At 46.9% G+C, this 11,489-nt stretch carries 13 protein-coding genes; 3 read left to right on the top strand and 10 right to left on the bottom strand.

The annotated features are described in order from the left end of the window. The first annotated feature begins 2 nt into the window (after positions 1 to 2). Positions 3 to 464, top strand: a complete 462-nt coding sequence (locus F0251_RS03185) for an ATP-grasp domain-containing protein (protein ID WP_171730298.1) — start codon at positions 3 to 5, stop codon at positions 462 to 464. Positions 465 to 772: 308 nt separating this feature from the next. Here the strand turns inward: F0251_RS03185 and maiA are convergent, their stop codons facing one another. Genes maiA through hppD form a run of 4 tightly spaced genes read right to left on the bottom strand, consistent with a single transcriptional unit; the run spans position 773 to position 4,762 of the window. Further along, positions 773 to 1,462: a maleylacetoacetate isomerase gene (gene maiA / locus F0251_RS03180; RefSeq protein ID WP_171730297.1), complete on the bottom strand. Its 690-nt coding sequence runs from the start codon at positions 1,460 to 1,462 to the stop codon at positions 773 to 775. Positions 1,463 to 1,515: 53 nt separating this feature from the next. Further along, complete coding sequence (locus F0251_RS03175) at positions 1,516 to 2,553, bottom strand: fumarylacetoacetate hydrolase family protein (protein ID WP_061015931.1); 1,038 nt, start codon at positions 2,551 to 2,553, stop codon at positions 1,516 to 1,518. Positions 2,554 to 2,565: 12 nt separating this feature from the next. Beyond that, positions 2,566 to 3,696: a homogentisate 1,2-dioxygenase gene (locus F0251_RS03170; protein WP_061015933.1), complete on the bottom strand. Its 1,131-nt coding sequence runs from the start codon at positions 3,694 to 3,696 to the stop codon at positions 2,566 to 2,568. After that, on the bottom strand, positions 3,689 to 4,762 hold the full coding sequence (hppD, locus tag F0251_RS03165; RefSeq protein ID WP_004736942.1) for a 4-hydroxyphenylpyruvate dioxygenase: 1,074 nt from the start codon (positions 4,760 to 4,762) through the stop codon (positions 3,689 to 3,691). Before hppD ends, F0251_RS03170 begins: the two co-directional genes overlap by 8 nt. Before the next feature lie 101 nt (positions 4,763 to 4,863). On the opposite strand from hppD, the gene F0251_RS24425 reads away from it, so the two are divergent. Next, the gene (locus F0251_RS24425; protein ID WP_253821610.1) at positions 4,864 to 5,052 is read left to right on the top strand and encodes a hypothetical protein; all 189 of its coding nucleotides are present in this window, start codon (positions 4,864 to 4,866) and stop codon (positions 5,050 to 5,052) included. Between the two features lie 99 nt (positions 5,053 to 5,151). On the opposite strand, the gene F0251_RS03160 is transcribed toward F0251_RS24425, so the two are convergent. The 6 genes from F0251_RS03160 to F0251_RS03135 are packed head-to-tail and all read right to left on the bottom strand — an operon-like array spanning position 5,152 to position 10,507. Beyond that, positions 5,152 to 5,811, bottom strand: a complete 660-nt coding sequence (locus F0251_RS03160; protein WP_171730296.1) for an HAD family phosphatase — start codon at positions 5,809 to 5,811, stop codon at positions 5,152 to 5,154. A 1-nt stretch (position 5,812) separates the two neighbouring features. After that, entirely contained in the window at positions 5,813 to 6,832 is a 1,020-nt protein-coding gene (locus F0251_RS03155) for an ABC transporter ATP-binding protein (RefSeq protein WP_171730295.1), read from the bottom strand. Continuing rightward, a complete protein-coding gene (locus F0251_RS03150) occupies positions 6,832 to 7,617 on the bottom strand; it encodes an ABC transporter permease (protein ID WP_171730294.1) in 786 nt (261 codons plus the stop codon). Before F0251_RS03150 ends, F0251_RS03155 begins: the two co-directional genes overlap by 1 nt. Beyond that, positions 7,617 to 8,510 (bottom strand): ABC transporter permease subunit, encoded by an 894-nt coding sequence (locus tag F0251_RS03145; protein WP_061033993.1) that lies wholly within the window; start codon positions 8,508 to 8,510, stop codon positions 7,617 to 7,619. Before F0251_RS03145 ends, F0251_RS03150 begins: the two co-directional genes overlap by 1 nt. Next, positions 8,507 to 9,370, bottom strand: coding sequence for an alkaline phosphatase family protein (locus tag F0251_RS03140; RefSeq protein ID WP_171730293.1), 864 nt, complete (start codon positions 9,368 to 9,370; stop codon positions 8,507 to 8,509). The genes F0251_RS03145 and F0251_RS03140 overlap by 4 nt, the downstream gene beginning before the upstream one ends. A gap of 33 nt (positions 9,371 to 9,403) precedes the next feature. Further along, positions 9,404 to 10,507: an ABC transporter substrate-binding protein gene (locus tag F0251_RS03135; protein ID WP_061033991.1), complete on the bottom strand. Its 1,104-nt coding sequence runs from the start codon at positions 10,505 to 10,507 to the stop codon at positions 9,404 to 9,406. A gap of 211 nt (positions 10,508 to 10,718) precedes the next feature. Between F0251_RS03135 and F0251_RS03130 the strand changes: the two genes are divergently transcribed. Further along, the gene (locus tag F0251_RS03130; protein WP_061033990.1) at positions 10,719 to 11,447 is read left to right on the top strand and encodes a UTRA domain-containing protein; all 729 of its coding nucleotides are present in this window, start codon (positions 10,719 to 10,721) and stop codon (positions 11,445 to 11,447) included. The last annotated feature ends 42 nt before the right edge of the window (positions 11,448 to 11,489 follow it).

The following is an 11,489-nucleotide window of genomic DNA, read 5'->3' as shown; positions in this document are numbered from 1 at the left end:
GAGTGTCTCATGAAAATTTATTCAAGCTTTCATTAAGTTTAGAGATTAAGAATAAGCTAATCAACCTATTAACGTCGCTTCAGTTTTCTGGGGCATGTTGTGTTGATTTTATTTCAAATGAAAGTGGTATCTATTTACTTGAAATAAACCCTAGAATCAGTGGCATTAGCTGCTTAAGTTCAGCGGCTAGTGGTGTTAATAGCTTTGAGGCTACCTATTTAATTTCTACCCATCAATGGGGGGAAGATACTAAACCTGAGGCTAACCCCCTAGTTGGAGCTATTCAATTAGGGGGAGTATCAGCTACCAAAGCAATTCATTATATACGAAATTCCAACAGTAGATTGAAAGTATACCGAGACAACATTATCACAGTTGATGATTATTCATCTCATAGTGCAATAATTGGTGGTGATTTATGTGATATAGAAAGTCTATTACTGATAATAGAAAGTTTGGATTAATTGTACTAATTAAAAACTTTTATGACAGGCACTTTTCAAATAAGTGCCTGTCATATTATGTCTGGGTTAGATTATTTTCAGCCCGATTATATTTCCCCGAAATTTACCTCTACCGAACTCAAAACCATCATTATAAGCATTCTAAAGCACGTTGAAATAACTGATTCCAATATATCTTCCGTCAGTTCAGTAATCGTTTGGTGGCGCAAAGGTGAGTATTTACGATGAGGTCAAGCATAACCTAAAATAAATACCTGCTAGTACATAGCCATTACCGTTGGAGTCAACTGTTAATTGTTGCTATACGCTTACGTAGTTACATTCGCATCCGCTTGGTTCTCTGGCATCGCCTCGATAAAAGCGGGTAACTGATTACACGCTTCGACAATCGAGTTAATCAGCGGATAAGGCGACATATCAAGATCAAAGCGCAGCGCATTGTAAACTTGCGGCACTAAGCAAATATCGACGATACAAGGTGAATCTGTGAGGCTATACACCGAGTCGCCGTGTGTTTTTCTGTACTTCGTTAGCTTCTCTTCTAGAGAATGGAAACCTTGGCTTATCCAATAGTGAAGCCATTCCATTTTCGCTTCTTGTTCGCACGACAATTCTCGCTCCAAATACTGCAACACGCGCAGGTTATTGAGAGGGTGAATTTCCATCGCAATATCCTGAGCCATCGCCAACGCTTGATAACGTAGTGGTGTTTGCTCAGGAATCAACAAGGAGTCTGGGCTGCTCTCACACAAATAGTTTTCGTCCAAGTATTGCAAGATCGTCAGCGACTGATTGAGTTGAACATCACCATCCACCAGCACTGGCACTAATTCACTGGCATTGAGCTCGCGATATAGTGGATCATGCTGCTCGCCGCCATTACGCACCAAATGTACCGATTTCGACTCATAGCTAAGTTGCTTTAGGTTCAAGCCAATACGCACTCGATAGGCAGCCGAAGATCGCCAATAACCATAGAGTGTGATCTTCTTGTTCATAAAGAGCCCTTGTCCATACTATTCCTCTCTTCGCTTTACTCTTGTCGCTCTCACTAGCGTGGTCGATATTGACTGACTTTTTGGTCAATCGCGCCAAAGATCGAGTCACCATCGACATCGAACATCTCTAGACGAATCGAATCACCAAACGACATGAATTGAGTCGACGGCTTGCCATCACGAATCGTCTCTATCATTCGTACTTCAGCAATGCAGGAGTAGCCCACACCACCTTCCGCAATTGAGGTGCCGTGGTCAGTGCCTTGCTTATTCGATACCGTACCTGAACCGATGATTGCGCCAGCCGACAGTGGACGAGTCTTCGCTGCATGGACAATCAGCTCAGCGAAATTGAAGGTCATGTCCACACCTGCATTCGGGCAGCCAAAAGGCGTGTCGTTGTAGGTTGAAGTCAGTGGCAGGTGTACCTTACTGCCTTTCCACTGCTCACCTAGCTCGTCAGGTGTAACGGCAACCGGAGAGAACGCTGAAGAGGGTTTAGATTGGAAGAAGCCAAAGCCCTTGGCGAGCTCTGCCGGAATCAAACCACGCAGCGACACATCATTCACTAACATCAGCAGACGAATCGAATCATGCGCTTGCTTAGCACTGGCTTCCATCGGAACATCTCCGGTGACAACCGCAACTTCACCCTCGAAATCGATACCCCATTCGTCACTGGCAAATTCGATATTGTCACGTGGCCCGATAAAGGCGTCTGAGCCACCTTGATACATGAGCGGGTCAACCCAGAAGCTTTCTGGCATTTCAGCACCACGAGCCTTACGCACCAGCTCAACGTGGTTTACATACGCGCTGCCATCCGCCCATTGATAAGCGCGTGGCAGAGGTGATTCACAATATTGAGGCGAAAACACTTCACTGCCCGTCACATGGCCAGTGTTAAGCGAGTTGTATAGCTCCTCTAACTGAGGTGCAACACTGTCCCAGTTATCCAAAGCGACCTGCATGGTTGGCGCCAGATGCATCGCGTGGAAAATTTCCGTCGCTGGCACACACTGTTTGAGGTCTCTACTCACGACCATCAACAGACCGTCGCGAGTACCATTTTTCTTGGTTGCTAATTTCATCCTTGTTGCCCCTTACTTCTCTTGCCAACTGTAGACATATTCTTTGTTCTCAACGCTATCGAGTTCGTCAGAGAACTGCAGTGCGTGGCGAGTATCGATCATCACAGCCACTTCGTCGGTGAACTTTTTCTTATACGCTTGCCCAGCCTTAAAGGCTTTCGGGTGAGGCCCATGAGTGAAGCCCGCAGGGTGGAAAGTCACCATTCCCGCTTCAATATTGTCGCGACTGAAGAAATCCCCTGCGTGATAGAAAAGCACTTCATCATAATCATCATTGTTGTGATAGAACGGTACTTTCAGCGCACCGGGGTCGCTCTCAATCGGGCGCGGCACAAAGGTACACACAACAAAGCCTGCGCCAACAAAAGTGGTGTGTGCAGACGGTGGCAAGTGGTAGCGATGTGACATCAGCGGTCTGATATCGCGCCAGTTCACTTTCACTACAGCCAAATCCCCATGCCAACCAATCGCGTCTAAAGGATTGAACGGATAAGTGATCACACTGACTTTGTCGTGGCGTTTCACCTGAACTTGAGTTTTCTCTTCGGAGTACTGAGCGCGGAATTGCTCGTTGATCGAGGGGATTTCAAGAACCGCCGGATCAAACACCGCGTGATTGCCGACCATGCCCTTCTCTGGCAAGGAATAAGCCGCGTCGGTGTTCTCAATCATCAGGATGAACATTGGTTCGCTTGGCTCCAAGCGCCAATTGGTTGAGCGCGGGATCATCACGTAATCCCCTTCACTCACTTCTAAATGGCCATAGTCACAATAGAGATCAGCGCTGCCTTGGTGAATGAACAGTAGCTCATCGCCATCGGAGTTACGTACCAAGAAATCCATCTTCTCATCCATGCGCCATACGCGAATCTTGCAGTCCGCGTTATGCAAAAGATGAGGCACAGCCCAAGGAGTTATCTGGCTGGCTTTGTCCACCAGCGTAAAATCAAAAGCGCGAGGGCGTAAGTCGCCCTCCCACTCAGACCAACCTGTTGGGGCATGTTGGTGATGGAAGTGAGCGGCAGGGCCGAAGAAACCACTTCGACCCGCCTCTCGCTCATAGATTGCCTCTTCGGGGAAGTCGGCATGCGCTTGTTTAGAACACACCCCCTCCCGATGAGGAAACGAGATCCATTTATGCATCGTCTAATACTCCTCGACGAATCTGGTCCTCTTCAATCGATTCAAACAGCGCCTTGAAGTTGCCTTCGCCAAAACCTTCGTTGCCTTTACGCTGAATGATTTCAAAGAACACAGGCCCAATAACCGTCTGTGTGAAAATTTGCAGCAAGATGCCGTCTTTAGTCGGTGCGCCGTCAATCAGAACACGCAGTTCGCGCAGCAGATCAGTGTCTTCACCATGGCCTTTCACACGCTCATCGACTTTCTCGTAGTAGGTATCTGGGGTTGGCATAAAGTCCATGCCGCGATCACGCAGAGTTTTCACTGTTTTGTAGATATCATCTGTAGCAAGTGCGATGTGTTGAATGCCTTCACCGTTGTATTCGCGGATGAACTCTTCAATTTGTGATTTATCATCTGAAGACTCATTGATAGGAATGCGGATTTTGCCGCATGGGGAGGTCATTGCGCGGCTCACAAGGCCTGTCAGCTTACCTTCGATATCAAAGTAACGAATCTCGCGGAAGTTACCGATACGCTCATAAAAACCAGACCACAGATCCATATTGCCTTGTTTCACGTTGTGCGTAAGGTGATCGATTTCGTAGAGGCCTACATCAGCTTTTGCCATGCGCTCTTCCGCATCGTCATAGAATCGGAAATCAACATCATAGATGCTCTGCTTGCCGTAACGGTCTACGAAATAAAGCAAACTTTCACCAATACCGTAAATAGCAGGAATGCTCAGCTCCATTGGCCCGATTTCGGTCTTGTACTCTTCACCACCACCGCTAGACGCCTGCGTCATTGCCGTGGTTGCATCGTTAACACGAAACGCCATGCCACACACCGATGGGCCGTGAACTTTAGCGAACGCTTCAGCTTGGCTGTGTGGTTGTTCATTGACGATAAAGTTGATGTCACCTTGTCGATAAAGCCAAGCCTCTTTTGAACGGTGCTTAGCAATCTCGGCAAAACCAAGTGACACAAACAGCGCTTTAAGTTGCTCAATTCCCTTGTGGTCGACAGCTGTGTATTCAACAAACTCGAATCCATCCGTACCAAGCGGGTTGTATGACTCCACCATGAACTTTCTCCTTGTACCTATCGGTCTTGTGTTACGTTTTATGAAATGGTTGTGTGTTTTTTGTCCTTAATTAAATTTGGCTCACAAGCCGACAGATTGGAATGGATGGAGAGAAATGGGCAATCACGCTAAAAACCTGTCAAATTGTAAAATATTTGTTACACACAATCTCTAATAACAAGAAAGTGAGCGCTATCAAGGGATTGAAAGAAGGTGGTTTGATTTACAACCAAGCAAGAGATGTTATTAAGTTGTTACATATGAGATTTTCAATGGAAAGTACAGACTAGATAATTCCATCGAATCTCATTCACTGGCAAACAAAAAGCCGCTGTAGTCAGCGGCTTGATAAGTTCTAAAACGAAGCTAATTCGAATATAGGATTCACGTTAATCCCAGTTTAAAATCGACCAATTCGGTTGATCGGCCAATGCTTTCAAACGCGGGCATGGATTCACTAGGTACGCAAAATCAGCGTGTTCACACAAAGGTAAGTCGTTGATTGAATCTGTATAAAAGTGAATGTCTGAATAGTTAGTTTCTTGATTATCTAACCACTCTTTTAAACGGGTCACTTTGCCTTCACGGTAGCTTGGTACACCTGAGATCTGAGACGTGAAACGACCTTGGTTCTCGACCAAATCAATACCGAGTGCATTCTCGATACCAATCTTACGGCCGACCGCTTCTACTAAGAAAGTCACGCTCGCCGAGATGATCAACATGTCGATATCGTCACGCTCCAGCTGCTCTATCAATGGTTTCGACTGTTTGAACTGCTTAGGTAAAATATGCTGCTCAACACACTCTTCAACCAAAGCGCTGACTTGCTCAGTTGGCATGTCGGCCAGTGGATGCATGGCGAACGCAAGGTAGTCTTCCATGTTCAGCTTACCTTCCGAATACAAGCCCATTAAGCGCTGGTCTTCTTCAATAAAGTTCGGTGCTGTAGCAATGCCCTTTTCAACCAAGAATTCATTCCAAAGCATCGCTGCATCGGCATTGATCAACGTTTCGTCCATATCAAATACATACAAAGGTTTGAACATCTTAGGCTCTCACAGGTTGAATTTCGTTCAGGTTAAACAGGAGTTCAAGTTGGCTGCCGTTTGCCAATAGTCGTTCAGAAGAACGGTTAAGTAGGTCGACCGTCAGCTCGCACTCATCGACATCCACTTGATAGCGAATCACGTTGCCCAACAGCTGGTGGTTACGAATGGTGCCGGTTTTCGGCGCAGAGATATGTTCGCCATATTGTCGACCTTGCTCTTTAACGTAGATAGATTCAGGTCGAATCGCCACTTTCCACTCGGTTTCAATATTAAACAGCTGCTTAGCCTTGTTCGCTTGTACCAAGTTGTAGTGTCCCATGAACCCTGCCACAAACTCATTGGCTGGTTGAGTGTAGATCTCTTCAGGTGTTCCCGCTTGCACGATCTCGCCTTTATTCATCAAGAAGATACGGTCAGACATGATCATCGCTTCTTCTTGATCGTGAGTCACGAAGATCGTGGTCAGGTTCATCTCTTTTTGAATGTCTCGGATCTGTTGGCGCAGATGTTTACGAATCTTCGCATCCAGAGCTGAAAGTGGCTCATCGAGCAATAGAATACGCGGCTTGACCACCAAGGCTCTTGCCAAAGCCACACGCTGACGCTGACCGCCCGATAACTGATGCGGGTAGAACTTCTCTTTGCCCGTTAAATCCACCAGCCCAATCACTTTCGCGACTTCGCGCTTTATCTCGTCAGCGGCAAGCTTTTTCATCTTAAGGCCAAACGCAATGTTGCCCTCAACCGTCATATTCGGGAACAACGCATAAGATTGAAACACCATACCGATGCCACGCTCTTGCGGCACTTGGTGAGTGATCTCTTCACCATTCACCCAGATTTCGCCACCATCGACTGGATTTAGGCCTGCTAAGCTACGCAGCAGAGTTGATTTTCCGCAGCCACTCGGGCCAAGTAGCGTGATGAATTCACCTTTCTCGATGGAGAATTCAATGTCTTCAAATACTGTGTTTTCACTAAAACGCTTGGTGAGGTTTTTCGCATTTACATAGCTCATTATTTGGTTCCCTGGCTGAAACGACTTGCCAACCAAGTCAGTAAGAAAATAAACAGAAAGTACGTCATCACAAGGGCTGACGTGAAGTGACCACTGGTTTGACGCATGTTGTATAGGTAGATTTGCAATGTCTCGTAACGTGTCCCCACCAAGATGTTGGCAAACACGAACTCGCCTAGTAGGAACGAGAACGATAAGAACAGTGACGCCATTAACCCTTTCTTAAGATTTGGCAGAATAATCAACAAGAACGCCTTAGTAGTGCTTGCACCGAGCAGGTGAGCCGCGTCCATCAAGTCGTGCAGGTTGATTGCTTCAAAGCTGTTGGCAATTGCGCGATACATGAATGGCAACGCGATGGTGAAGTAAGTACCAATCAGAATCCATGGTGTGCCTATCAGTGAGATTTCGCTATCGGCATACAACTGAAGCAAACCCACCGACGACACCACTGGTGGCACCGCGAACGGTAATAAGATCATGATATTCATGACCTTGTCGAGTTTCGGGAAATAGTAAAACACCACGAAAATCGCAGGCAGAATCAACACCACACTTAATGACAATGCTGCTACACAAATAAACAGTGAACGGCCGAAGGCTTGTAAGAAGCGAGGATCCGTCAGCAGATTGATGTACCAATCCAGAGTAAAACCGTCAGGCAGGATTGTCGCGCCCCAACGTGAAGAGATCGAGTAGATGAAGGTCGCTAAGATCGGGATCATCATGATACCAACGATCGAATAGACCACGGTTTTATGAAAGTGAGTATTTACAGTATTCATTACTTTCTCTTCCCTGCGTAGCTTTTGCTGATCAGCCATTGGTTAATCACTGTGATGAAGGCCAGCATCGCCATCAGAATCACGGAGATCGCCGCAGCTAGATTAGGTTCTAGGAACAAATCGCCCGATACCAAGCTCGCTATACGAATCGTAATCACGTTGTAGTTACCCGAGGTCAACGCATACACGCTTGCATACGCGCCAATCGCATTAGCAATCAAGATGATGAAGGTGCCAAATAAGGCCGGAGACAGCACAGGAAGCGCAACTTTGGTCCAGTATTGCCAGGTTTTCGCACCAAGCAGTGCCGAGGCGGCTTGCCAGTCATCACTAAGGGCATCAAACGCTGGATACAGCAACAACACCGCCAGTGGAATCTGGAAGTAGATGTAAATCGCCAGTAAGCCCCACTTGCCGTACAAGTCGAAGTCCCCCAACAATCCGTACTGCTTGAGCAATAAGGTGATTGCACCGTTGGTGCCTAAGATGATGATGAAGGCGAACGACAAAGGTACGCCAGAGAAGTTGCTGCTCATATTAGTGAAAGCAATCACCGCATCGCGGATTTTAGAATCAACGCGGCGCAATGAAGAAACGAGCAGAGTCGCAATCGCCAAGCCAACAATGCTCGACCAAATAGACAACCATAAACTGTTGCCAAAGGCCTGCATCATGAAAGCAGAGTCGAATATTTCAGAATAGTTTTCTAAGGAAAGCTCATCGTCGTAGAAGAAGCTATTGATCAGCACCCAAACCATAGGGGCCAGTTGGAACAGATAGAAAAACAGGGCGAAAGGCGCAAGCCACAAAGCGGGCTTGAAGCGTTTGAACCAAGATTTGGTTTGAGGTTTAAGGGCAGAGCCATCGCTCTGCGTGATTACAGAACTGCTCATAGGGCCAACAATTCCTGAGTGTAAGATTTATCGTGTTCAAGGTTGAGTAGCTGACACACACTGCCGCAAATATCAGTCTGTTTCACTGAACATGCTTGGTGTGTGAACTTATCGCCAATCACAAAGAATGGCACTTCACGCTCTTCAGGCAAAATTCCACCGTGAGACAAGTCATTGTTCATGCCGTGGTCACTGGTGATGATCACCTGATAACCATCGTCAACCCATTTCTCAAGGTAGTTCGATAGGTAGATATCCGCGCCCCGTGCGCTGTTGCGGTATTGGCGAGAATCCAACCCATACTTGTGTCCCATATCATCAATGTTCATTGGGTGAATCAGCAAGAAATCCGGCTGATGAGTGACACGCAAGTGCTCTGCATCCAAGAACAAGGCTTCATCTGGGTAGTGGTCCCAATGGTAGAAACAACCGTGTTGAATGTTCATGGTTTCATCGTTGGTAAAACGGTCACGCACAGCGTTAAAAGGCGCTCGGTTATACAACTCGCTCACCCAATGGTACGCCGCGGCAGCCGTTACTTTGCCCTGTGACTTAGCCAAGCTAAAGATCGACTCGTGATTCGATAAACGCACGATTTGGTTGTTAACAATGCCACTCTCAACAGGGCGAACCCCAGTTAAAATGCACTCATACAGTGGGCGTGACATGGATGGCAGCTCGCACTGCATTGGGTAAAGCGTCGCGCGCAGCTTGTTTTTCTGCGTGCTCATGTTTAGCGAATCGCCTTGTTTTTCATGAAGATCACTCAGTTCTAGAAGACCGTTCAGGTAGCCCATGCAATCACGGGCTACCTGATAATTCAGTCCATCTAGAACAACAAGGATAACCTTATTGCTCATGGTCTATTCTCTGTTGCTTGTTTTGAATATGGATTACTGCTGGTGAATCAAGACGCTTTCTTGCCATTGGCGCGGCAGACGACGTGCTGATTTTTCCCATGCTGAGAAGTCAGTGACGGGATGAACGTTGCTGTATTGCTCGTTCGAGATCAGCTTGTCTTGTACTGATTGAGGTAGCGTCACGTTGCTACGGATTGGGCGTGCGTAACCTTCTGCTAGGTTGATCTGGCCTTGGTCGCTGAAGATGTATTCACGAGCTAGCTTCGCTGCATTCGGGTTCTTTGCGTATTTATTGATGATGGTGGTGTAACCAGAGATCACTGAACCATCTTGTGGGATATTTACAGTAAAGCGCTCACGGTCAATCTTGTCACGGTAGTTCAGTGCATTGAAATCCCACATGATCGCTACTTCCACTTCACCTTTTTCAAGGTTCGCAATGCTTGGATCGGTGTAAGATAGGCGGCCTTGCTTCGCTAGCTCACCAAAGAATTTAATCGCCGGTTTTAAGTTCGACTCATCACCGCCATTAGCAAATGCCGCCGCGAGAATCGCGTTGTTTGCTTGCGCTGCTACGCCTACGTCACCAACAGTGACTTTGTAGTCGCCTTCAAGTAGGTCGCTCCAAGATTTTGGTGCATCTTCAACAAGGTTGTTGTTTGAGATGAACGAGATAGTGCCCGTATAAGCCAGAGCCCAGTGACCATCTTTATCTTTCGCCCAGTCAGGAATGTCATTCCAAGTGGTTGGCTTGTATGGCTGTGTTACGTCTTTCTTCACCGCAACACGTGCAAAGGCGAAACCAACATCACCGATATCTGCGGTTGCGTTTCTTTTCTCTGCTTCAAATTTCGAGATCTCTTGTGCTGAGCTCATGTCTGTATCTTGATGCTTCAAACCGTAGCTCGCTTTCAGATCAGCCCATGTGCCTTTCCAGTTTGCCCAACTGTCTGGCATGCCCACACTGTAAACCGCACCCTCTTTTTGAGCGGCCTCAATCAGTGACTCAAGATCAGCATCCTTCGCCATCGCTGGCATTGAAAGTGTTGCCGTTATTAGCGTTGCGCCGATTAATTTTGCAGGTGAACCAATCAGTTTGGCTGGCGATACAGTTGAACGGCTAAGCAAAGTTTTCATTGTCTCTATCCCTCTGGACTAGGTCAGTAAGTTCGTTTTGTATGCTATCGCCAGAATATGACGCTTTCGCGCAACTTATTTGACAGTTAGAGTGCATTTTCGTGGCAGTTATATTTCACTCATATGACAGTAAGCCTTTGTTTACTGTAACATTCCTGTTAACTCCATGGTTTACCTTATTGAGCATACGAACTTATGGACTAGATCAGTAATGAGAACATTGGCAACAGCGCAATCAGGAACACAGCTAGGTAGAATTAAGGCGAGCATTAGAGAACAACTTCAATCGGGTATCTTCACCGAGGGGCAAAAACTGCCATCCGAACGAGAGCTCAGCGAACTGTTTTCCACCACACGAATCACACTCAAAGATGCATTGGTGTCGTTAGAAACTGAAGGTCTGATATACCGAGAGGAGCGCCGAGGATGGTATGTGTCGCCCGAGCGTATTCGCTACAACCCATTGTCTCGCTCTCACTTTCATCAGATGATTCGCGAACAAGACCGCATAGCAGAAACAAGGCTGCTGAGCACCCGCACAGAAATGGCGGCTGGCGATTACGCCAAAGCATTAGAGATAGAACAGATAACCCCGATACACGTGATTGAGCGATTACGCTTTATTGATGGCCGAGCGGTGCTGTTCGTCGAAAACGTCTTGAAAGCACCCCTGTTTGAAAAAATATTGTCGGAAAACCTCACCATGTCGCTGACGGGGATCTATCGAGAAAAATACGGCTATGAGACAAAACGATCGCGCTTTGATGTAATTCCCACTTCAGCCCCAGCCTATGTCGCTAAGGCGCTAAACTTAGCTGAGGGCCAGCCAGTGCTGAAGATCTGCCGTGTGAACTACAAGCAAGATGGCGAGCTAATGGACTGCGAATTGGAATACTGGCGACCAGACTCAGTAGTGATTCACATCGATAGTATTGGCTAGTGCCGCATCCGTTGAAAGAATAACCCCACATATACAAAAACT

Source organism: Vibrio sp. 070316B (assembly GCF_013114115.1).
Classification (GTDB): domain Bacteria; phylum Pseudomonadota; class Gammaproteobacteria; order Enterobacterales; family Vibrionaceae; genus Vibrio; species Vibrio chagasii_B.
Note: the sequence above shows the minus strand (reverse complement) of the source record. Positions and strands in the feature narration are given on the sequence as shown.

Excerpts from the sequence above, each read along its gene's own strand:
- F0251_RS03170 (WP_061015933.1), bottom strand. The coding sequence starts at position 3,696 with ATGCATAAATGGATCTCGTTTCCTCATCGGGAGGGGGTGTGTTCTAAA.
- F0251_RS03145 (WP_061033993.1), bottom strand. The coding sequence starts at position 8,510 with ATGAGCAGTTCTGTAATCACGCAGAGCGATGGCTCTGCCCTTAAACCT.
- F0251_RS03150 (WP_171730294.1), bottom strand. The coding sequence starts at position 7,617 with ATGAATACTGTAAATACTCACTTTCATAAAACCGTGGTCTATTCGATC.
- F0251_RS03160 (WP_171730296.1), bottom strand. The coding sequence starts at position 5,811 with ATGTTCAAACCTTTGTATGTATTTGATATGGACGAAACGTTGATCAAT.
- F0251_RS03175 (WP_061015931.1), bottom strand. The coding sequence starts at position 2,553 with ATGAAATTAGCAACCAAGAAAAATGGTACTCGCGACGGTCTGTTGATG.
- maiA (WP_171730297.1), bottom strand. The coding sequence starts at position 1,462 with ATGAACAAGAAGATCACACTCTATGGTTATTGGCGATCTTCGGCTGCC.
- F0251_RS03140 (WP_171730293.1), bottom strand. The coding sequence starts at position 9,370 with ATGAGCAATAAGGTTATCCTTGTTGTTCTAGATGGACTGAATTATCAG.
- F0251_RS24425 (WP_253821610.1), top strand. The coding sequence starts at position 4,864 with ATGGATGGAGAGAAATGGGCAATCACGCTAAAAACCTGTCAAATTGTA.
- F0251_RS03130 (WP_061033990.1), top strand. The coding sequence starts at position 10,719 with ATGAGAACATTGGCAACAGCGCAATCAGGAACACAGCTAGGTAGAATT.
- F0251_RS03135 (WP_061033991.1), bottom strand. The coding sequence starts at position 10,507 with ATGAAAACTTTGCTTAGCCGTTCAACTGTATCGCCAGCCAAACTGATT.
- F0251_RS03155 (WP_171730295.1), bottom strand. The coding sequence starts at position 6,832 with ATGAGCTATGTAAATGCGAAAAACCTCACCAAGCGTTTTAGTGAAAAC.
- hppD (WP_004736942.1), bottom strand. The coding sequence starts at position 4,762 with ATGGTGGAGTCATACAACCCGCTTGGTACGGATGGATTCGAGTTTGTT.